At 59.0% G+C, this 20152-nt stretch carries 19 protein-coding genes and 1 riboswitch; of the genes, 11 read left to right on the top strand and 8 right to left on the bottom strand.

The features are described from left to right. Positions 1-30: 30 nt before the first annotated feature. The gene (gene yvcK, locus BJP61_RS15020; RefSeq protein WP_171998629.1) at positions 31-939 is read right to left on the bottom strand and encodes a uridine diphosphate-N-acetylglucosamine-binding protein YvcK; all 909 of its coding nucleotides are present in this window, start codon (positions 937-939) and stop codon (positions 31-33) included. A gap of 221 nt (positions 940-1160) precedes the next feature. Beyond that, a riboswitch (molybdenum cofactor riboswitch) is annotated at positions 1161-1297 on the top strand. Here yvcK and moaA point away from each other — a divergent pair. The 6 genes from moaA (at position 1285) to BJP61_RS14990 (ending at position 4802) form a co-directional block, all read left to right on the top strand. Then, on the top strand, positions 1285-2274 hold the full coding sequence (gene moaA / locus BJP61_RS15015) for a GTP 3',8-cyclase MoaA (RefSeq protein WP_171998628.1): 990 nt from the start codon (positions 1285-1287) through the stop codon (positions 2272-2274). It overlaps the preceding riboswitch by 13 nt. Before the next feature lie 21 nt (positions 2275-2295). Next, positions 2296-2808 (top strand): molybdenum cofactor biosynthesis protein B, encoded by a 513-nt coding sequence (gene moaB / locus BJP61_RS15010; RefSeq protein ID WP_038864019.1) that lies wholly within the window; start codon positions 2296-2298, stop codon positions 2806-2808. A 3-nt stretch (positions 2809-2811) separates the two neighbouring features. Beyond that, complete coding sequence (gene moaC / locus BJP61_RS15005) at positions 2812-3297, top strand: cyclic pyranopterin monophosphate synthase MoaC (protein ID WP_038864018.1); 486 nt, start codon at positions 2812-2814, stop codon at positions 3295-3297. Continuing rightward, positions 3290-3535: a molybdopterin synthase sulfur carrier subunit gene (moaD, locus tag BJP61_RS15000; protein ID WP_038864015.1), complete on the top strand. Its 246-nt coding sequence runs from the start codon at positions 3290-3292 to the stop codon at positions 3533-3535. Before moaC ends, moaD begins: the two co-directional genes overlap by 8 nt. A gap of 1 nt (position 3536) precedes the next feature. Continuing rightward, a complete protein-coding gene (moaE, locus tag BJP61_RS14995; RefSeq protein ID WP_171998627.1) occupies positions 3537-3989 on the top strand; it encodes a molybdopterin synthase catalytic subunit MoaE in 453 nt (150 codons plus the stop codon). A gap of 105 nt (positions 3990-4094) precedes the next feature. Further along, the gene (locus tag BJP61_RS14990) at positions 4095-4802 is read left to right on the top strand and encodes a Bax inhibitor-1/YccA family protein (protein WP_038864012.1); all 708 of its coding nucleotides are present in this window, start codon (positions 4095-4097) and stop codon (positions 4800-4802) included. A gap of 149 nt (positions 4803-4951) precedes the next feature. Here the strand turns inward: BJP61_RS14990 and BJP61_RS14985 are convergent, their stop codons facing one another. Genes BJP61_RS14985 through BJP61_RS14975 form a run of 3 tightly spaced genes read right to left on the bottom strand, consistent with a single transcriptional unit; the run spans position 4952 to position 7979 of the window. Then, positions 4952-5980: a YbhN family protein gene (locus BJP61_RS14985; protein ID WP_161581838.1), complete on the bottom strand. Its 1029-nt coding sequence runs from the start codon at positions 5978-5980 to the stop codon at positions 4952-4954. After that, positions 5980-7221, bottom strand: coding sequence for a cardiolipin synthase ClsB (gene clsB / locus BJP61_RS14980; protein ID WP_038864004.1), 1242 nt, complete (start codon positions 7219-7221; stop codon positions 5980-5982). The genes BJP61_RS14985 and clsB overlap by 1 nt, the downstream gene beginning before the upstream one ends. Continuing rightward, positions 7218-7979, bottom strand: coding sequence for an endonuclease/exonuclease/phosphatase family protein (locus tag BJP61_RS14975; RefSeq protein WP_038864003.1), 762 nt, complete (start codon positions 7977-7979; stop codon positions 7218-7220). Before BJP61_RS14975 ends, clsB begins: the two co-directional genes overlap by 4 nt. 135 nt (positions 7980-8114) lie before the next feature. On the opposite strand from BJP61_RS14975, the gene BJP61_RS14970 reads away from it, so the two are divergent. From BJP61_RS14970 to BJP61_RS14950, 5 genes are all read left to right on the top strand, one after another. Next, positions 8115-8531 carry a YbhQ family protein gene (locus BJP61_RS14970; protein ID WP_171998626.1) on the top strand — a complete coding sequence of 139 codons (417 nt, stop codon included), beginning with the start codon at positions 8115-8117 and terminating at the stop codon, positions 8529-8531. A gap of 180 nt (positions 8532-8711) precedes the next feature. Next, complete coding sequence (rhlE, locus tag BJP61_RS14965) at positions 8712-10160, top strand: ATP-dependent RNA helicase RhlE (RefSeq protein WP_038863999.1); 1449 nt, start codon at positions 8712-8714, stop codon at positions 10158-10160. A gap of 70 nt (positions 10161-10230) precedes the next feature. Further along, the gene (locus BJP61_RS14960; RefSeq protein ID WP_038863998.1) at positions 10231-10965 is read left to right on the top strand and encodes a GntR family transcriptional regulator; all 735 of its coding nucleotides are present in this window, start codon (positions 10231-10233) and stop codon (positions 10963-10965) included. Between the two features lie 137 nt (positions 10966-11102). Further along, positions 11103-12701 (top strand): PTS transporter subunit EIIC, encoded by a 1599-nt coding sequence (locus BJP61_RS14955; protein WP_038863997.1) that lies wholly within the window; start codon positions 11103-11105, stop codon positions 12699-12701. 12 nt (positions 12702-12713) lie between these two features. Further along, a complete protein-coding gene (locus tag BJP61_RS14950; RefSeq protein WP_171998625.1) occupies positions 12714-14039 on the top strand; it encodes a 6-phospho-alpha-glucosidase in 1326 nt (441 codons plus the stop codon). A 156-nt stretch (positions 14040-14195) separates the two neighbouring features. Here the strand turns inward: BJP61_RS14950 and BJP61_RS14945 are convergent, their stop codons facing one another. From BJP61_RS14945 to BJP61_RS14930, 4 genes are all read right to left on the bottom strand, one after another. Next, positions 14196-15587 (bottom strand): family 1 glycosylhydrolase, encoded by a 1392-nt coding sequence (locus tag BJP61_RS14945; RefSeq protein WP_171998624.1) that lies wholly within the window; start codon positions 15585-15587, stop codon positions 14196-14198. Positions 15588-15596: 9 nt separating this feature from the next. Continuing rightward, positions 15597-17069, bottom strand: a complete 1473-nt coding sequence (ascB, locus tag BJP61_RS14940) for a 6-phospho-beta-glucosidase (protein WP_161581834.1) — start codon at positions 17067-17069, stop codon at positions 15597-15599. Positions 17070-17080: 11 nt separating this feature from the next. Further along, positions 17081-18949, bottom strand: a complete 1869-nt coding sequence (locus BJP61_RS14935; protein WP_171998623.1) for a beta-glucoside-specific PTS transporter subunit IIABC — start codon at positions 18947-18949, stop codon at positions 17081-17083. A gap of 107 nt (positions 18950-19056) precedes the next feature. Beyond that, on the bottom strand, positions 19057-19902 hold the full coding sequence (locus BJP61_RS14930; RefSeq protein ID WP_038863973.1) for a PRD domain-containing protein: 846 nt from the start codon (positions 19900-19902) through the stop codon (positions 19057-19059). Between the last annotated feature and the right edge of the window lie 250 nt (positions 19903-20152).

Here is a 20152-nt window from a genome sequence, read left to right as displayed (position 1 = left end):
CTTTCTCATCACGCCCATCCACGCCAGGGGTCACCCCAACGCCTGAATCGCTTTTTCAAGCGCGACGCGCAGGAGATGCCGGTCGTGGCGGTAGGGAATATCGCTCGCTTCCAGCGGCTCCTGAATGATGATTCTGTCCTGCGCCCCGCTGACATCCACCTTCGGGCCGACGACGACCGCATCCACGACACGTTTGCCAACACGCGCTTCCATCAGCGCCAGTTTTTCTTCCAGACGCAGCGCGGCGGCGGCCGGGCTCAGCTCACGCCCCAGATTGCCGATGTAGACCATCGGCGCAGGCGTGCGGCGCAGCGCCTTCGCGAGATCGTCCAGCAACAGCAGCGGCATCAGGCTGGTGTAAAAGCTGCCGGGACCAATGATAATTAAATCAGCCTCGCCAATCGCTTCCACCGCCTCGCGCGTCGCCTTGACGCTCGGGTAAAGCATCAGCTCTTTCGGCGGGTGGCTCAATAAATCGATGTTTACCTCGCCATAGACTTCGTTGTCTTCGCGATCGATAGCCATCAGATCCACCGGCTGCTCGGACATCGGGATCAGGAACGCGTCGACTTTGAGCAGGTTACGAATGAGATTGATTGCCTCAAGAGGCCGCACGCTCAGGTGATCGAGCGCTTTTAACATGAGATTTCCGAGGTTATGCCCCGAAAGTTCTCCATTACCTCCAAAACGGTATTCAAACATCGCCGACGCGACGCTCGGTTCAGTAATTAACTGATTCAGACAGTTGCGCATATCGCCCCAGGCGATGCCGCCTTCCGAGCGACGAATACGGCCCGTGGAGCCGCCGTTATCGGTCGTGGTGACAATGCCTGTCAGACGTGACCCCAGAGAAGAGAGCGAGGACATGACGCGTCCTAAACCGTGACCGCCGCCGAGTGCCACCACCCGGTCGAGGTCCGCAAACGTGCGATTGCGCATACCTAATCCTTATTATATCGATCCCGCATACGTTAGCTGAAAAGCGTCAGAAAAACGATCGGCTGGCGTCGAAAATGACACACATCAAAGTGAAAGCGTGGGTTTTGCGTATTCTGGTGCCCGTAACGGGAATAATGCCGTTATATATAAATTTATATAGCGAAATCGCGCGTGGCGAAAAACGCCGTAACGCGCTACTATCGCGGCTGGCAGGTTTAATTACCTGAATATGACACTCAAGCCTTTGCGCCTACGTTTTCAATAAAATATGGCGCTCTGGCCGTGGCGAAACGCCACCAGGGTGCAGGAAGAAATGACTGCATCTCCCGATTTGGAAAGGTGTACATGGCTTCTCAACTTACCGATGCGTTTGCGCGTAAGTTCTATTACTTACGCCTGTCAGTGACTGACGTTTGCAACTTTCGTTGCACCTACTGCCTGCCGGATGGCTACAAGCCCGCCGGCGTTACCAACAACGGTTTTCTTTCACTCGATGAAATTCGCCGCGTGACGCGCGCGTTCGCAAACCTTGGCACTGAAAAAGTGCGACTGACCGGCGGCGAACCGTCGTTGCGCCGCGATTTTTGCGACATCATCGCCGCCGTGCGTGAAAACCCCTCCATTCGCCAGATTGCCGTGACGACCAACGGCTACCGCCTGGCGCGCGACGTCGCGCAGTGGCGCGACGCCGGACTCACGGCAGTCAACGTCAGCGTCGACAGCCTCGACGCCCGCCAGTTTCACGCCATCACCGGCCAGGATAAATTCCGCCAGGTGATGGCGGGCATTGACGCCGCCTTTGACGCAGGCTTCGCGAAAGTGAAGGTCAACACCGTGCTGATGCGCGACGTGAACCATCACCAGCTCGATACCTTTCTCAACTGGATCAAAACCCGTCCCATCCAGCTACGCTTTATTGAACTGATGGAAACGGGCGAGGGCAGCGAGCTGTTCCGCCAGCACCATATCTCGGGCGCGACCATTCGCGACGAGTTGCTAAAACGCGGCTGGATCCACCAGTTGCGCAGCCGCGCTGACGGCCCGGCGCAGGTCTTCTGCCATCCGGATTATGACGGTGAGATCGGGCTTATCATGCCGTATGAGAAAGATTTCTGCGCCAGCTGCAACCGCCTGCGCGTCTCGTCGATCGGTAAGCTGCATCTGTGCCTGTTCGGCGACGGCGGCGTGGATCTGCGCGATCTGCTGGCCGAAGAAGGGCAGCAGGCGGCGCTGATGGCGCGTATCGAAGAGGCGCTGCGCGGTAAAAAGCAAACCCATTTCCTGCATCAGGGCAATACCGGCATCACCCAGAATCTGTCCTATATCGGCGGCTGACGCCGCGCACAAGGAGTCACTATGAGTCAGGTTAGCGCAGAGTTTCTGCCGGCGCGCGTCGCCATCCTTACGGTTTCCAGCCGTCGCGGCGAAGATGACGACACCTCCGGGCATTTTTTACGTGATGCGGCGATTGAGGCCGGACATCAGGTGGTCGATAAAGCCATCGTCAAAGAGAACCGCTACGCCATACGCGCCGAGGTGTCGCGCTGGATAGCCAGCGACGACGTACAGGTGGTGCTGATTAACGGCGGTACTGGTTTTACCGCAGGCGATCAGGTGCCGGAGGCGTTACTGCCGCTGTTCGACCGTGAAATCGCCGGTTTCGGCGAAATGTTCCGTATGCTCTCGTTTGAAGAGATAGGCACGGCCATGATGCAGTCGCGCGCGGTGGCGGGGATTGCCAACGACACCCTGATTTTCGCGATGCCGGGCTCTACCCGCGCCTGCCGCACGGCCTGGGAAAACATCATCGCGCCGCAGCTCGACGCCCGCACGCGCCCGTGTAATTTTCACCCTCATCTGAAGAAGTAAGTTATGTCGCAACTGACCCACATCAACGCCGCCGGCGAAGCCCATATGGTCGATGTCTCCGGAAAAGCGGAAACGGTGCGCGAGGCGCGCGCTGAAGCGTTTGTCGCTATGCGCCCGGAGACGCTGGCCATGATCGTTAACGGCAGCCACCACAAGGGCGACGTGTTCGCCACCGCGCGCATCGCGGGTATCCAGGCGGCGAAGCGCACCTGGGAGCTGATCCCGCTCTGTCATCCGCTGCTGTTAAGCAAAGTGGAAGTGCAGCTGTTCGCGGACGAAGCGCACAGCCGCGTGCGTATTGAGTCACTGTGTCGTCTTACCGGTAAAACGGGCGTTGAGATGGAAGCGCTGACGGCCGCCTCGGTGGCGGCGCTCACCATCTACGACATGTGTAAAGCGGTGCAGAAAGATATGGTGATTGGCCCGGTGCGGCTGCTGGCAAAAAGCGGCGGCAAATCGGGCGATTTTCAGGTGGATGCCCATGATTAACGTGCTTTTTTTCGCGCAGGTGCGCGAGCTGACCGGCGTGGATGCCGAGCGCGTGGCGGCGGATTTCGCGACCGTCGAGGCGTTGCGGCAACATCTGGCGGCGCGCGGCGGGCGCTTCGCGCTGGCGCTGGAATCCGGCAAGCTGCTGGCGGCGGTGAATCAGACGCTGGTGCCATTTGACCATCCGCTCGCCGACGGCGACGAAGTGGCCTTCTTCCCGCCCGTGACCGGAGGCTAAGATGAACAATACCCGCATTCGCGTCGGCCATGAAAATTTCAGCGTCGGCGAAGAGTATGCGTGGCTCGCGCAGTGCGATGAAGACGGCGCGGTCGTGACCTTTACCGGCAAAGTGCGTAACCACAACCTCGGCGACAGCGTGCGTGCGCTGACGCTGGAGCACTATCCGGGCATGACTGAGAAAGCGTTGACGGAGATTGTTCAGGAGGCGCGGGCGCGCTGGCCGTTGCAGCGTGTGTCCGTGATCCACCGCGTGGGCGAACTGTGGCCGGGCGATGAAATCGTTTTTGTCGGCGTGACCGGCGCGCACCGCAGCCAGGCTTTCGAGGCGGCGCAGTTTATTATGGATTATCTGAAAACGCGCGCGCCGTTCTGGAAGCGTGAAGCCACGCCGGACGGCGACCGCTGGGTCGAGGCGCGCGACAGCGATCAGCAGGCGGCGCAGCGCTGGTAATGACATCGGCGGAGATTTGTTCCAGGCTTAATGGAGGGGAGACGCACGTATCGTGTGTCTCGACACGCATTAACCGCACATTAACCGTATAAGTGAGGCAGCGTCATGGATCGATTCCCACGCTCAAGTCAAACTATTGTGCAGCCGCGCGCCGGGCTGCAAACCTTTATGGCGCAGGTGTATGGCTGGATGACCTGTGGTCTGTTACTGACCGCGTTTGTCGCCTGGTATTCAGCCAATAATGAAAACCTGATGATGTACATCTTCTCAAGCCGGTTTGTGTTCTTCGGGTTGATTATCGCCCAGCTCGCCGTGGTGTTTATTCTCTCAGGCCTGGTACATAAGCTCAGCCCGGCGGTTGCCACCGCGCTGTTTATGCTCTATTCAGCGCTCACCGGCTTGACGCTCTCATCGATATTCCTGGTCTATACCTACGCCTCGATTGCCAGCACCTTTGTGGTGACGGCGGGGATGTTTGGCGTGATGAGCCTGTACGGCTACACCACCAAGCGCGATCTCAGCGGCTGGGGGAATATCCTCTTTATGGCGCTGATCGGGCTGATTATCGCTTCGCTGGTGAACTTCTGGCTGAAAAGCCCGGCGCTGATGTGGGCGGTCACCTATATTGGCGTTATCGTGTTTGTGGGCCTTACCGCCTATGACACGCAGAAGCTGAAAACCCTGGGCGAGCAGATTGACGTGAGCGACCGCGGGAACCTGCGCAAATATTCGATTCTCGGCGCGCTGACGCTGTATCTCGATTTCATCAACCTGTTCCTGATGCTGTTACGTATTTTCGGCAACCGCCGCTAACGGCGCTTCACATCAAATAAAAACCCTCTGCGGAGGGTTTTTTTATGGGCGCCGGGTGAGGGGCGGGCGCGCTGACGCTTACCCGCCCTGCATACAACAAGCCCTTCCTGGGTAGAGCGGGTAAACCACGCGCCACCCGCCGTCGTACCTCACTTCTCTTTTGCAAGCTTCAGCGGCGGCTCGCCGTTCTCCTCTTGCGCCTCACCGGACTGCTGCGCTTTCGCGAGCTGCTTCTCGTTTTTGGCGCGCAGTTTCTTCGCACGGCTCTCAAGCACAAGGTAGAAAATGATAGCCAGCAGCAGCGGGGCGAAGAAATAGAGCATACGGTAGGCGAGAAGCGCCGCGATAATCGCGCCGTGGCTGATGTGCTCGCCGCCAAGCAGCGCGATAAACACCGCCTCCAGCACGCCGATACCTGCCGGGATATGGATAATCACCCCCGCGATACTGCTCACCAGCAGTACGCCCAGCACAAAGAAATAGTTGATCTCCTGGCCCAGCAGCAGCCAGATAATCGCGCCCATCGCCATCCAGTTGGCGCTGGAAATCACCATCTGGGCGATAGCAAATTTCCACGACGGCAACACCAGCTTCTGGCCTTTTATCGTCACATGGCGGCGCTTCGCGAAGGCGCAGAACCACATATACACCGCAATCACGGCGAGCAGCGCCACGCCGATAATGCGCAGCGTCATCTCGTCGATATACCAGTGCTCAGGAAGCTTCACCACGCCGAAAGTGAAAATCACGCCGCCCAGCAGAATATAACCGAGCCAGTTGGTGGTAATGCTCAGGGAGAAAATACGCGTAATCGTACTGCCCGGCAGCCCGAGGCGCGAGTAGAGCCGGTAGCGCATCCCCACGCCGCCTACCCACGTACTCAGCGTCAGGTTGAATGCGTAACAGACGAACGACACCAGCATCACCTGCCGCTTGGCGAGCTTATGGCCGCAGTAGGCGCGGCCGAGCAGGTCGTAGCAGCCGTAAAGCAGATAACTCACGATAACCAGCGCCACCGAGATGAGCAGGGCGGTGCGGTTGTAGTTTTTGATAACCTTCCACACCTCCTCCCAGTCGACTTTCTGCGCGTACATCACAATCAGCACGACGACAGCGATAAAAAACAGCCATGTCAGGATCTTCTTCGTCAGACGCCACTTCGAATGCGATTTCGCCATTACGGTTTCACTCCCGGATTTTCAGTCTCGACCCGGTCCTGGGTTTCGATTTCAGGTTGTACCGGCGGCGGCACCTGCGCGAGCTTCGGCGTATGGGCGGGCAGCCAGCCCACCATTGCCGGGAAGTGGCGCAGGAAGTGGAACACGATGACGCTCTTGGTGAGATTCCACCAGGTGCGTTTCGGCATCATGCTCTCATCCACCTGTTTACAGTCTTCGCGGATAAGGCGCGTCAGGTTGTCGCGCAGGGTCTGGTTGAACTGCGTATCGTGAATAATCAGATTCGCCTCCAGATTAAGCGACAGGCTCAGCGGGTCGAGGTTACTGGAGCCGACCGTCGCCCAGTGATCGTCCATCAGCGCCACTTTGCCGTGCAATGGACGGCGCAGGTATTCGTAGACTTCAACGCCTCCCTTCACCAGATAGTTATAAAGCAGGCGCGCGCCTACCTTAACGATAGGCATATCCGGCTCACCCTGCACGATGAGCTTCACCTTAACGCCGCGGCGGGCGGCGTTGCGCATGGCGTGCAGCAGACGGTAGCCAGGGAAAAAATAGGCGTTGGCGATAATCACTTCTTTTTTAGCGTTCGCCAGCATCTTCAGGTAATGGCGCTCGATATCGTCGCGATGATCGTTATTGTCGCGCCAGATAAACAGCGCCTGCGCCTCGCCCGGCATCGTGTTATCCACCGCCTGCTGATAATGGCGCTGCCACCAGCGGCTCACCTGTTCTTCGCCAAGATTACTGAGGACAAACTGATAAATGTCCTGCACCACCGGGCCTTCGACGCGTACCGCGTAATCCTGTTTCGCCTCCGGGCCATAATCGCTCATATGTTCAGCGGAGTAGTTAATCCCGCCGACGAACGCCACTTCGCCGTCGATCACCACAATTTTGCGATGCATACGGCGGAACACATTCGTGCGCATGCCCATCGTGCGCGGGCGCGGATCGTAATAGCGGAACGTTACGCCCGCCGAGGTGAGGGTGCCGACGAACTCGTCGCTGAGATCCGGCGAGCCGTAGCCGTCCAGCAGCACTTCGACGCTGACGCCGCGCTGTGCGGCGCGCAGGATGACCTCATGCAACTGACGGCCGACGTTGTCGTCGAACCAGATAAAGGTTTCCAGAATGATTTTGCTGCGCGCGTTATCTATCGCCTCAAAGACGGCGGGATAAAATTCATCGCCGTTCTCTAACAACTCAATGCGGTTGCCGTCACGCCAGTTTGTTTTCATAGATGGATCTCCACTGCCAGCGGGGCATGGTCGGAAAGATGGCGCCAGTTACGCAGCGGCAGCGCGGTCGGCGCGCTCGCCGAGGCGTTTTTCACATAGATCCGGTCAAGACGCAGCAGGGGGAAGCTTACCGGGAAGGTGCGCGCCGGACGCCCGTGAGCGCGGGTGAACACCTCGTCAAGCCCCGCCTGGGCGCGCAAAATGCGGTTCGCCTGCTGGCGCCAGTCATTAAAATCGCCAGCCACCACCACCGGCTCGCCGTCCGGTAGGCTGTTGACCAGCTCCGCCAGCATGGCGAGCTGCGCCTGACGGTGCGCCTCTTTCAGCCCCAGATGAACGCATATCACATGAATGGCTTTCGGGAAGCCGGGCGGGGTGATACGGCAGTGCAGCACGCCGCGCTTTTCGGTGCCGGGCACCGAGACGTCGCGGTTTTCGTAATGCTCAATCGGGTAGCGCGACAGCACGGCATTGCCATGATGCCCCTCCGGGTAGACGGCGTTGCGCCCGTAGGCGTAATCGCTCCACATCGTGTCGGCCAGAAATTCATAGTGGGTGGTGTCCGGCCAGTTTTCGACGTGCAGCGGGTGAACCTCGTGCGCGCCCATGACTTCCTGGAGACAGACAATATCCGCCGAGACCGTGCGAACCGCATCGCGCAGTTCCGGTAAAATAAAGCGTCGGTTAAAAGCGGTAAAACCCTTGTGGGTATTAATAGTCAAAACGTTAAATGAAAATCGCTGTGTATTATCTGCCATGTTTCCCCAGCCACTTCTTATTCTCCTGATGTCAGTAAAGTGTAGTCCCAGTCACAAAAAGCGCCGGGGATACGGAATTTTCCGTAAACTGCGGTACTCTGAAGAATGAGTGAAAAATCCCACAGGAGTGCGGCCATGAAGTGGCAACAATATATTCGCGTGGCGACAGGCTTAAGCTGCTGGCAGATTATGCTGCATCTGGCGGTCGTGGCGCTGCTGGTGGTGGGCTGGATGAGCGGGGCGCTGGTGAAAATCGGGCTGCTGTTATGCGCGCTGTACGCGCTGACGGTCGCGCTGATGCTGGCGTTTCAGCGCCATCACGACGGCGTCTGGCGTGAAGTAGGCGATTTTCTGGAAGAGCTCACCACGACCTGGTATTTTGGCGCGGCGCTGATTGCGCTCTGGCTGCTCTCGCGCGTGCTGCAAAATAATTTGCTGCTGGCGCTCGCGGGCATCATAATCCTGGCAGGCCCGGCGCTGCTCTCGCTGCTGGTGAAAGAGCGCAAGCGCGATGCGGCCCACTTTTCATCGAAACATGGCCTGCGCCGCTAACCCATAAAAAGGCGGCACGTCAGAGAACGGTGGGGCGCGCGAGATTTTATGCGCTGCCTCACAAAAACTGTTACACTCCGCCCCTTAGCGACATTGTGGTTTGTGTCCCCTCTCCGGCCAGACGGCCATTAGACTCCCTGAAACTACACCCTTTGCGGTCGGGACGAGTCAGGAATAATTATGTCTTTTGATTCACTGGGCTTAAGCCCTGAGATCCTGCGCGCCATTGCCGAGCAGGGTTACAATGAACCGACTCCGATCCAGCGCCAGGCCATTCCTGTGGTGCTTTCAGGCAAAGATTTGATGGCCAGCGCCCAGACCGGCACCGGCAAAACCGCGGGCTTCACGCTGCCGCTGTTACAGCGCCTGACGACCAGCCAGCCGCACCCTCAGGGCCGTCGCCCGGTGCGCGCGCTGATCCTGACCCCGACGCGCGAACTGGCAGCCCAGGTGGGCGAGAACGTGCGCGAATACAGCAAATATCTCGATATCCGCTCGCTGGTGGTATTTGGCGGCGTGAGCATCAACCCGCAGATGATGAAACTGCGCGGCGGCGTAGATGTGCTTATCGCCACTCCTGGTCGTCTGCTCGATCTTGAACACCAGAACGCGGTGAAGCTCGATCAGGTCGAAGTGCTGGTGCTTGATGAAGCGGACCGCATGCTCGACATGGGCTTTATCCACGACATTCGTCGCGTGCTGGCGAAGCTGCCGGCGAAGCGTCAGAACCTGCTGTTCTCCGCCACCTTCTCCGATGACATCAAAGCGCTGGCGGAAAAACTGCTGCGCAATCCGGAAGAAGTGGCTGTGGCGCGCCGCAACACCGCCTCCGGGCAGGTGACGCAGCATGTGCATTTCGTTGATAAAAAACGTAAGCGGGAACTGCTTTCTTACCTGATTGGCGATGGCAACTGGCAGCAGGTGCTGGTGTTTACCCGCACCAAGCACGGCGCTAACCATCTGGCCGAGCAGCTTAATAAAGACGGCATCACCGCCGCGGCTATCCACGGCAACAAGAGCCAGGGCGCCCGTACCCGCGCGCTGGCGGATTTCAAGACCGGCGGCATTCGCGTGCTGGTAGCGACTGACATCGCCGCGCGCGGTATTGACATCGAAGAGCTGCCGCACGTAGTGAACTACGAGCTGCCGAACGTGCCGGAAGATTACGTTCACCGTATTGGTCGTACCGGACGCGCCGCCGCGACCGGCGAGGCGCTCTCACTGGTGTGCGTCGATGAGCACAAACTGCTGCGCGATATTGAACGCGTGCTGAAGCGTGAAATCCCGCGTATGGCCATCCCGGGCTATGAGCCGGACCCGTCTATCCCGGCGGAGCCTATCGTTAACGGTCGTCAGGGCCGCGGCGGTCGCGGCGGTCAGGGCGGCGGCGGTCGTGGTCAGGGCCAGCCGCGCCGTCAGGATGGCGACGGCAATCGTTCGTCTGGCGAGCGTTCGCGCCGTCAGGATGGCGAAGGCAATCGGCCGTCTGGCGAGCGTTCGCGCCGTCAGGGTGGTGAAGGCAATCGTCCGTCAGGTGACCGTCCGCGTCGTCCGGGCGGCGAGGGCAACCGTCCGGCTGGCGCGAAGCCGCGCACCCGTCGCGCACCGCGTAAAGCGTCCGGGGAATAATCCGCGGACGTTGCCAGTCTGATGCGGGGTAGCTAACATACCCCGCAGTCTGTTGCGGGAGCCCGTTGCGATGATCGATAAGCACTCCACCACGCCGGTGTATTTACAGGTCGAACAGTTTTTGACGGCGCAGATCCAGTCTGGCGCATTGCGCCCTGGTGACGCGCTGCCGTCGGAAACGGCGCTCTGCCAGCAGTTCGGCATTGCCCGGATGACCGCCCGTAAAGCCGTCGATTACCTGGTGCGCCAGGGCAAAGTGGAGCGCCGCCGCGGTCAGGGCACGTTCGTTACCCGCGACAGCGCTCCGCTGCGCATCGCGCTGCCGCTCGACCGGCACCTCTCCTCCAGCGAAGCGGCCACCGGCCTTGACGCGCCGATGACCAACCGCCTTATCTGCCTTGAACGCACCCGCGCCAGTGACGCGCTGGCCGCGCAACTTGCCATTTCCGCAGGGGAACCGCTCTGGTTTATGAAACGCCTGCGCCTGCTCGGCGACGTGCCGTTCGTCTTTGAAATCTCCTGGATGATAAGCGCGCCATTCGACGATCTGAGCGAGGCGGATCTCAACGCCTCCAAATATGCCTACATTAGCCGTAAAGGCTTTGCTGTCGCCCACAGTGAAAAGCAGATCCGCGCCGAACTGCCGTCACGCGAGGTGCGGGACATGCTCGGTCTGCAACGCGAGGAGCCCGTTCTGCATGCGACCTCTGTCGCCTGGCTGACGCTTGGCACCCCCTTTGAAGTCTCTGAAATCTATTACAATCAACAGCATTATCTCTTCACCCTGACTGCCAGTCGCCCCTAGCGCCACGCGCCAGCGCTGCGCGTTTTGTGATCAACCTCTGTTTCCTGCTAACTTGTATAGACAACTATACAAGTTAGCAGCCTATAATCCCCTCATCGTTGGTCATTAAGCATTTCTCTTGGTAAAGGGAGCCGCGTATGAGTCGGGCAGGTGAATTTGTTCAGGATTTAGGCAAGGCGCTGATGATGCCGATTTCGGTGATCGCGGCGGCCGGTATTTTCCTCGGCCTCGCCGCGGCGTTGCAGAATCCGGCCATCGTCAGCGAGGCGCTGCTGAATGCGCAGGCGATGCAGCACGCGATTGGATTTATCCGCAAGGTGGCGGGCGCGCTGTTCGGCAACCTGCCGCTGCTGTTCGCCATCGCGGCGGCGGTGGGGCTGGCGCGCGATGAAAAGCCGACCGCGGCGCTCGCGGCGGTCATTGGTTTTATCACGCTGCACGTCGGCGTAAATTTCAGTCTGACGGCGCAGGGCCTGACGCCCGCGACGACGTCGGTGAGCGCCTTTATGGAAAAGGGCTACAGCCAGACCGAAGCGGTGATGTACGCCGCGGAATTCGCTAACACGCTCGGGATTTTCTCTTACCAGATGAGCGTCCTGGGCGGGGTGATCGCAGGCATTGTCACCGTGCTGCTGCATAACCGCTTTTACACCATCGAACTGCCCGCCGCGATCGCGTATTTCGGCGGGCGGCGCTTCGTGCCTATCGTGACCGTTGTAGTGCTGCCGTGCGTCGGCGTGCTGCTGTCGTTTATCTGGCCGGTGGTGGCGAGCGGCATTATCCGTCTCGGCGAGTTTATTGGCCACGCGGGCGCGGCGGGGACATTCTTTTACGCCTTTACCGAGCGTCTGTTGATCCCAACCGGGCTGCATCACATTCTCAATGAAACGGTGCGCTTCACGCCAGTGGGCGGCATGGTGCATGTCGATAACGAAAGCATCATCGGCGCGCTCACCATCTTTAACTATTCGCTCTCCCACCCAGGCGAGCTGGCGGGCGATGTGGTGCGTGAGGCCACGCGCTTTCTGGCGCAGGGCAAAATCCCGGTGATGATGTTCGGCCTGCCTGCCGCGGCGCTGGCGATTTACCGCTGCGCGAAACCGGAACACAAGCAGCGCGTTAAGGCGCTGATGATGGCGGGCGCGCTGGCGTCCTTTACGACCGGCATCACCGAGCCGCTGGAGTTCAGCTTTATTTTCGTCTCCCCGCTGCTGTTTATTTTTCACGCCGTCATGACCGGCCTTTCCTTCGCCTGTTCGCAACTGCTGGGCGTGATGATAGGCAATGTGCAGGGCGGAATTATTGACTTAACCGTCTTCGGCATCCTGGGCGGCGCAAAGACCGCATGGTGGTTCAGCCTGCTGCTGGGGGCCATCTGGGCGCCGGTGTATTACTTCACGTTCCGCTGGGTCATCCTGCGCTTTAACGCCCGCACGCCGGGGCGCGAAGAGGATGACCGTCGCGCGCCTGCCGCTACCCCCTCGGCCAGCGGCGCGACCGCGCAGATAATCGATGGTCTGGGCGGTCGCGACAACATTCAGGCCGTGGACTGCTGCTTTACCCGCCTGCGCGTGCGGGTGGCGGATATGCAGAAAATTGACGAGCCCGCGCTGATGCAGACCGGCGCCAGCGGCATCGTCCATGCCAGCCAGAACGACATTCAGATTATCTATGGCCCGCAGGTGGAAGGTATCGCCAGCCGGGTGAAACAGAACTTACTCGTCCAACAGCCGTAAGAGAGCCATATTATGCAAAAGACTTTTAATATCGTTTTAGTCGGTGGGGGTTCCACCTGGACGCCGGGCTTACTGAAAGCGCTGTGCAAGCTGAAAACGCGTCTGCCGCTGGGGCGGCTCGTTATGTTCGATGTGAACGCCGAACGCCAGGCGGTGATTGGCGAGTACGCGAAGGTGCTGTTTCGCGAGGAATATCCGCAACTCGATTTTGTCTACACCACGGATAAAGATGTCGCGTTTCACGAGATGGATTTCATCTTCTGTCAGATGCGCACCGGCGGCTACGCGATGCGTGAAAAAGATGAAAAAATTCCGTTGAGCCTCGGCGTTATCGGCCAGGAGACCTGCGGCCCCGGCGGGTTTGCCTACGGCATGCGCTCCATCGGCGACATGATTAAGCTGGTGAACGACGTGCGCGAGCGCTCGCCGCAGGCGTGGATTTTAAACTATACCAACCCGGCGGCGATTGTGGCCGACGCGCTGAAAAAGTGCTTTCCGAAAGATGAGCGGATTATCAATATCTGCGACCAGCCGGTGAACCTGCTGCGCTCCTATGGTCGTCTGCTGGGCCGCGACCCGGAAACCTTCGAACCGGTCTACTTCGGCCTTAACCACTTCGGCTGGTTTACGCATCTGTATGACGAGACCGGGCAGGATCTGGTGCCGGAGCTGAAGTCGATTATTCGCAGCAACGGCTTTAAGCCGGTGGATGCCGAGCAGCGCGACGCCTCGTGGCTCGACACCTACGCGGTGGTGGCGGATATGCTGAACGATTTCCCGGATTATCTGCCCAACACCTATCTGCAATATTACCTTTACCCGGATTACAAGCTCAGCAAGCTGGACCCGAATTACACCCGCGCCAACGAAGTGATTAACGGGCGTGAGAAGCGGGTGTTTGACGAGTGCCGCACCGCAGTGGCGGAAGGCACCACCAAAAACGTCCATGTGGTGCACAACGACGCCCACGGCGACATGATTGTCGAGCTGGCCGAATCGATAGCCTTCAACCTGAAGAAGATATTTATCGTGATGGTGGAAAATAATGGCCTGGTGGCGAATCTCGATAATGACGTGATGGTGGAGGTGGCGGCGCAAATGGGGGCCAACGGCCCGCGTCCGTTTGGCGTGGGTAAAATCCCAACCTTCTATAAAGGTTTAATTGAGCAGCAGTACGCCTACGAGCGGCTGACGGTGGAGGCGTATCTGGAAGGCTCTTACACCAAAGCGCTGATGGCGTTGACGCTCAACCGCACCGTGGTGGACGCGAAGAAAGCGCGCAAAGTGCTGGATGCGTTAATCGAGGCGAATAAAGCGTATTGGCCGGAATTGAAGTAGCGGGTAGTGATGGCGGATGGCGCTGCGCTAAGGCGCCTTATCGGTATAGGGATTTGCGTTTCATCGTGATAAATAGCAGGGGGCGCGTGCTCGCCCCCTTTTTTGTGGCGCTGATGGCGGGGATGCGGCGCTGACCCCAGCCGCCAGTCCGCCGCGTTAAAGCTGTTCGCCGTTACTGGCTATCACCTGTTGATACCACGCAAAGCTGCGCTTCTTGCGCCGCGCCAGGGTGCCATTGCCGTCGTTGTCTTTATCGACATAAATAAACCCGTAGCGCTTTTTCATCTCGCCCGTGCCGGCGCTCACGATATCAATCGGCCCCCACCAGGTGTAACCCATGATGTCGCAGCCATCCGCCACCGCCTCGGCCATCTGCTGGATATGCGCGCGGCCATAGGCGATACGCGCCTCGTCGTTGAACTCGCCGTGTGCATCGGCGATGTCATCGCCGCCGTAGCCGTTCTCGACGATAAACAGCGGCTTCTCGTAGCGGTCGCTAAGCTCGTTACACACCAGCCGCAGACCGACCGGATCAATCGGCCAGCCCCATGCCGTCTTTTCAAGACAGGGATTGTCTTCGCCCATCGCGCCGCCGGTGTCGACGCGCAGTTGCGCGCCTGCGCGATGCAGGACGCTGCGGTAATAGCTAAAGCCAAGATAATCCGACGGGTATTGCGCCAGCAGTTCGGTATCGCCGGGGTGGATTTCGAGATCAATGTCGTTATCGCGAAACAGGCGCTTCGCGTAGGCCGGATAGCGGCCGCGCATCATCACGTCGGCGTAAAAGAGCGAACGGCGGCGCAACTGGTAGGTCGCCAACATATCGTCCGGGTGGCAGGTCGCCGGATAGGCGGTACTGAGCGACAGCATGCAGCCGATTTTCGCCTGCGGGATAATCTCGTGGCACAGCTTATTGGCGAGCGCGTTGGCGACAAACTGGTGATGGTTCGCCTGGTAAATCTCCTGCGCCGACGCGCCAGCCGCCACCGCGCCGGTGGCGAACGGAATGCGGTTCATGTTGTTCAGCTCGTTAAAGGTCATCCAGTATTTGACCTTATGCTGATAGCGGCGAAACACCGTCTCGCAGTAGCGGGTAAAGAACGCGATAAGCGCGCGATTCTTCCAGCCGCCGTACTCCTCAAACAGCGCCAGCGGCGTTTCGTAGTGGGAGAGGGTGATGACCGGCTCGATGCCATATTTCAGCAGTTCGTCAAACAGCGCGTCATAAAACGCGAGCCCCGCCTCGTTTGGCTCCGTCTCATCGCCGCGTGGAAAAATCCGCGACCAGGCAATCGACGTGCGAAAACACTGGAAACCCATTTCGGCAAACAGCGCCACGTCTTCTTTATAGCGATGATAAAAATCGATGGCCTCATGGCTCGCGTAATAGAGAGACGGATCGACCGCCGCGTCGTGCCTGCCGGAGATAATGCCGCCGCGCACCACATCCGCGATGGACGGCCCTTTGCCGTCCTCATTCCACGCCCCTTCGGCCTGATTCGCGGCGATAGCGCCGCCCCATAAAAAGTGTTCCGGAAACGTTGCCATGTCTGCTCCTTAATCGCTGAGATCCGCGCCGTTTGTGGCGATGACTTTTTTGTACCAGTGGAAACTCTTTTTGCGCGACCGCGCCTGGCTGCCGTTGCCCATATCATCCTGATCAACGTAGATAAAACCGTAACGCTTGGAGATCTGCGCGGTGCCGGCGCTCACGACGTCAATGGGCCCCCACCAGGTGTAACCGAAGAGCTTCACGCCGTCGGCGAGCGCCTCCTGCATCTGCCCGATATGCTGGCGCAGATATTCGATGCGGTAATCGTCGTTAATCGTGCCGTCAGGTGCGGGCGAATCGAGCGCGCCGAGGCCGTTTTCGGCGATAAACAGCGGCTTCTGGTAGCGGTCATAGAGCTGGTTTAGCGCAAGGCGCAGCCCCTGCGGATCAATCTGCCAGCCCCAGTCGCTCTGCGGCAGGTACGGGTTACGGATGCCGCCGGTGATAAGATTGCCGGTCACGCCTTCAAGCTGCTCCGGGTGCGCGCTGACGGTACTCGACATGTAGTAGCTGAACGACACGTAATCGACCGGGTAGAGACGCAAAATCTCATCGTCGCCCAACGCTTTTTCCAGCCGGACGTTTTTCTCGGCGAACATCCGCTCGGTCCAGGCCGGGTAGTAGCCGCGCGCCTGGACATCACTGAAAAACAGCGAGACGCGCTGCTCCTCTTCGCAGGCCTGTAAGTCGTCCGGATGGCAGGTGTGGGGGTAGAGCATCTGGTAACTTATCATGCAGCCCACCTGCGAGCCGGGGATTATCTCGTGGCACGCTTTGGTCGCGAGCGCGCTCGCCACAAACTGATGGTGCGCGCCCTGGTATTTCGCCTGTTCAAGATGCGGATGGTTCTCTTCAATCACCCCGACGCTGACATACGGGTGGTGCTTCACGCAGTTGATCTCGTTAAAGGTCATCCAGTATTTGACCTTCTTGCGATAGCGGGTGAAAACGGCGGTGGCGAAGCGCACGTAGAAATCCACCAGCTGGCGGTTGGGCCAGCCGCCGTAGTCGGTCACCAGCGCGAGCGGCATCTCGTAGTGCGAGAGCGACACAATCGGCTCAATGTTATGTTTTAACAGCGTGTCGAAGACGCGATCGTAGAAGGCCAGGCCCGCTTCATTCGGCTCGGTCTCGTCGCCGCGCGGGAAAATACGCGTCCAGGCGATCGACATGCGAAAGCATTTAAAGCCCATTTCGGCGAACAGCGCGATATCTTCTTCATAACGGTGATAGAAATCGTTGCCCTTGCGCTTGGGGTAATACTTCGTGCTGGCCGGATCCTGCGCTTCGGCCACCTGGCGGTGGGTCATGCCGAGCCACTGATCGAGCCAGCGTTCTTTCGGCGTGCTGACATCAAAGGTGTAAACGTCTGAGACCGACAACCCCTTGCCGTCCACGTTCCACGCGCCTTCAAGCTGGTTCGCGGCGGTCGCGCCGCCCCACAGGAAATCCTCAGGAAATGGTTTTGAAAAGGCCATGCAGTTCTCCCTTAAGCCGCCGCAGCGGTCAGTTTCAGAAAGGCTTCACGGGTTGCCACGTCGCCCTGTTTCAGCGGGCTGATGTCGCCGTAGCAATCGGTATTGGTGACGATGACGATAACGCTCGGGTCGATATTGCGCGCGGCGAGCGCGGCGAGATCAAAGCTAATCAGCGGTTGTCCGGCCTCGACGAACTGGCCGTTCTCCACGTGCCGGGTAAAATGCTGGCCGCCAAGCTTCACGGTGTCGATGCCGATGTGAATCAGCACCTCGGCGCCGTTATCGCTCCTGAGCGTCAGGGCGTGGTTGCTGTCGAAGACAGATTCGATGCGCCCATTGACCGGCGAGAGTAGCTCGCCGCTCTGGGGCACGATGGCGATGCCTTTGCCGAAGATCTCATCGGCAAAAACCGGGTCGGTGAGCGCTGAGAGCGGGATGAGACGCCCACTGACGGGCGCGAACAACTGCTCCTCGCGGGCGAGCGCCACGGGGCTTAGCCCGGCCACCACTTCTGGCGGCGCGTCGTGCCGCGCGGGCGTTTCTGCGGGCTCCTCAAAGCCCAGGATCACCGTCACCAGCGCCGCCGCGCAAAAGGCAATGGCGAGGCTCGCCAGCGCCCAGAGAAACGTGGGGCCGACCAGCGCCGGAATGCCCGGAATACCGCTTAAAGCGAAGGCGTACGTTTTCACGCCGAGCGCCATCGCGAACGCGCCGCCGCACGCGCCGCCAATCAGCGCCGCGGCGAACGGGCGCTTAAAGCGGATATTGATGCCATACATCGCAGGTTCGGTAATGCCCATCGCCGCGCTGAAGCTGGTGGAGAGCGCCAGCGTCTTGATTTTCTTATTGCGGGCGCGCAGGAACACGCCGAACGCCGCGCCCGCCTGGCCCATATTGGCGACGTAAAACAGGATCTTAAACGGGTCATAACCGAGCCGGCTGATGTTATTAATCACAATCGGCACCAGCACGTAGTGCATGCCCGTGATGATCATCAGCGACAGCGTGCCGCCGACAATCACGCCCGCGAGCCAGCCCATGTTCGCCACCAGCCAGATAATCCCGCCGGAGAGCGCGTTACCAAAGAAAATCCCCGCCGGACCGATGGCGATAAGCGTCACCGGCGCGACGATAACAAGGCTCAGCAGCGGCACGAACATGGTTTTCAGCGCGGCCGGCATCACGCGGTCGATGACCCGCTCGACATAGCTCAGCAGCAACACCGCCAGCAGAATGGGAATTACCGATGAGGCATACGAGACGCTGGCGACCGGCATGCCGAGGAACGCGACCGGCGCGCCCGATTTCAGGAGTGTGGTGAGGGTAGGGTGAAACAGCGTGGCGGCGAGGGCGACGGCCACATATGGGTTGGCGCCGAACTTATTCCCGGCGCTGTAGGCGAGCACCAGCGGCATAAAGAAAAAGACGCCGTCGCTTATCGCCATCAGGATCTGGTACGTCTGGTTACTGGCCGCCACCCAGCCGAGCGCGAGGCAGAGCGACAGCACGCCCTTAAGGATACCCGCCCCGGCGATAGCCGGAATAATCGGCGAGAAAATGCCCGCTAACCCTTCCAGTACGACGGAAACCGGGTTGCGCCGTTTCGGCGGCGAGGCGGCTTTTTTCCCGTCGAGGTTCGGCAACTGCGCCAGCACCGCCTGGCAGAGCGGGGCGACCTCGTTGCCGATAATCACCTGAAACTGGTCGCCGGACAGATTAACGCCCATAACGCCGTCCTGGTTTTCCAGGGCTGCGCGGTTGACCCGGTCGAGGTCGACCAGCGCGAAACGCAGGCGGGTAATGCAGTGGTAAAGCGAAATAATATTCGCCTCGCCGCCGAGATGGTCAATTATCTGGCGGGCGGTGTGCGGGTAGTTCATGGCTATTCCTCTCCAGAATGAAACCCTGGGGTTTCATTAAACCGTCGCCGGTGAAAATACCGGCAGGTTGCTGCCTCTGGGGTTTGCCTGATTGAACAGTAACAAGCCTAAAGGGAATGCGCTAAACGATGAATCACATTGTCGATATGCACCGTTAAATACAATTTTTCAGAATGCGTCATGGCGTGGCGATAATTCTTTTCCACAAAGTCGCTAATGGCTTCGACGCACGCCACGGTATTTTTATACCGCTGCTGCACCATCGCGAATAATTCACTGTCATCATTTTCCAGCCGCTGGCCCTCTATTACCCGCTGGGCGAAAAACTTTACGTGGGTAATAAAGCGCTGGTAATTGAGCGACTGTTCATCGGGGCCCACGGCGAACCAGTACTTCACAATATTCTGGATCTGAGAAATCAGCCGGGTAATGTCGTTAATTTTGCTTTTCGGATCGTTAAGCCCGGCGTTCACAATATGCAGCGCGATGCTGCATGCCTCGCTATCCGGCATCAGCACGCCGGTGCGCGCGGCGATCAGCGCCAGCGCCTGGCGCCCGATGGCGTATTCGTCCTGATAAAAGTGACGCACTTCCCACTGTAACGGGTTAGCGATTTCCTGGCCCTGCCGGGTGCGCGCAATGGCGTAATAAAGGTGATCGGCAAGCGTCACATAAATGCCTTCGCTTAATTTCAGGCCCGGCGTCTGGCGCGCCAGCGCGACAATATCGTCGGTCAACTGGACAATTTCCACCGGCACTTCATCGAGCAGGACTTTAAACCGCGCGGAAATCGTGTCGTCATGCAGACGAAACGTTTTCTCAACATGGCTTATTGCCACCGTTTCGCCGACGTGCGCATTAAAACCGAGCCCTCTGCCGGTCACGATAACTTCCTGGCCGCGTTCGTCGACGGCGCTGACGACATTATTATTAAGTATTTGCTTAATGATCATCGCCGACTCCTGAAAGCAAAAACGGGCAAAACATAAATACAGGCGCCAGGGAGTTCCCCGGTGCTGCATTCAGGTTTTGCCCGCCGAACGGTAACAAGCGCAATGCAATATCAAAAAACCTAACACCCACCTGGTATTCGGTCAATGAATGGCCCTTGATTTATCATAAGCCTGACGACGATTTGTGATCCGCCTTACGGATCGCTGCGCGCCGCGCGGGCAAAAAAAGGTTCAGCTGCCCCCTGAAAAG

Origin of the sequence: Cronobacter sp. JZ38, from assembly GCF_008932145.1 — a bacterium.
Classification (GTDB): domain Bacteria; phylum Pseudomonadota; class Gammaproteobacteria; order Enterobacterales; family Enterobacteriaceae; genus Cronobacter; species Cronobacter muytjensii.
The sequence above is the reverse complement of the archived record's forward strand: the minus strand, read 5'-3'. Positions and strand labels throughout refer to the sequence as shown.

What these genes read in the sequence shown, in the direction of transcription:
- BJP61_RS14985 (WP_161581838.1), bottom strand. Translation starts at nt 5,980, where the DNA reads ATGGCGAAATCGCATTCGAAGTGGCGTCTGACGAAGAAGATCCTGACA.
- BJP61_RS14955 (WP_038863997.1), top strand. Translation starts at nt 11,103, where the DNA reads ATGAGTCGGGCAGGTGAATTTGTTCAGGATTTAGGCAAGGCGCTGATG.
- BJP61_RS14935 (WP_171998623.1), bottom strand. Translation starts at nt 18,949, where the DNA reads ATGAACTACCCGCACACCGCCCGCCAGATAATTGACCATCTCGGCGGC.
- yvcK (WP_171998629.1), bottom strand. Translation starts at nt 939, where the DNA reads ATGCGCAATCGCACGTTTGCGGACCTCGACCGGGTGGTGGCACTCGGC.
- moaA (WP_171998628.1), top strand. Translation starts at nt 1,285, where the DNA reads ATGGCTTCTCAACTTACCGATGCGTTTGCGCGTAAGTTCTATTACTTA.
- rhlE (WP_038863999.1), top strand. Translation starts at nt 8,712, where the DNA reads ATGTCTTTTGATTCACTGGGCTTAAGCCCTGAGATCCTGCGCGCCATT.
- BJP61_RS14930 (WP_038863973.1), bottom strand. Translation starts at nt 19,902, where the DNA reads ATGATCATTAAGCAAATACTTAATAATAATGTCGTCAGCGCCGTCGAC.
- BJP61_RS14970 (WP_171998626.1), top strand. Translation starts at nt 8,115, where the DNA reads ATGAAGTGGCAACAATATATTCGCGTGGCGACAGGCTTAAGCTGCTGG.
- BJP61_RS14950 (WP_171998625.1), top strand. Translation starts at nt 12,714, where the DNA reads ATGCAAAAGACTTTTAATATCGTTTTAGTCGGTGGGGGTTCCACCTGG.
- BJP61_RS14990 (WP_038864012.1), top strand. Translation starts at nt 4,095, where the DNA reads ATGGATCGATTCCCACGCTCAAGTCAAACTATTGTGCAGCCGCGCGCC.
- clsB (WP_038864004.1), bottom strand. Translation starts at nt 7,221, where the DNA reads ATGAAAACAAACTGGCGTGACGGCAACCGCATTGAGTTGTTAGAGAAC.
- ascB (WP_161581834.1), bottom strand. Translation starts at nt 17,069, where the DNA reads ATGGCCTTTTCAAAACCATTTCCTGAGGATTTCCTGTGGGGCGGCGCG.
- moaC (WP_038864018.1), top strand. Translation starts at nt 2,812, where the DNA reads ATGTCGCAACTGACCCACATCAACGCCGCCGGCGAAGCCCATATGGTC.
- moaE (WP_171998627.1), top strand. Translation starts at nt 3,537, where the DNA reads ATGAACAATACCCGCATTCGCGTCGGCCATGAAAATTTCAGCGTCGGC.
- BJP61_RS14960 (WP_038863998.1), top strand. Translation starts at nt 10,231, where the DNA reads ATGATCGATAAGCACTCCACCACGCCGGTGTATTTACAGGTCGAACAG.
- BJP61_RS14945 (WP_171998624.1), bottom strand. Translation starts at nt 15,587, where the DNA reads ATGGCAACGTTTCCGGAACACTTTTTATGGGGCGGCGCTATCGCCGCG.
- moaD (WP_038864015.1), top strand. Translation starts at nt 3,290, where the DNA reads ATGATTAACGTGCTTTTTTTCGCGCAGGTGCGCGAGCTGACCGGCGTG.
- BJP61_RS14975 (WP_038864003.1), bottom strand. Translation starts at nt 7,979, where the DNA reads ATGGCAGATAATACACAGCGATTTTCATTTAACGTTTTGACTATTAAT.
- moaB (WP_038864019.1), top strand. Translation starts at nt 2,296, where the DNA reads ATGAGTCAGGTTAGCGCAGAGTTTCTGCCGGCGCGCGTCGCCATCCTT.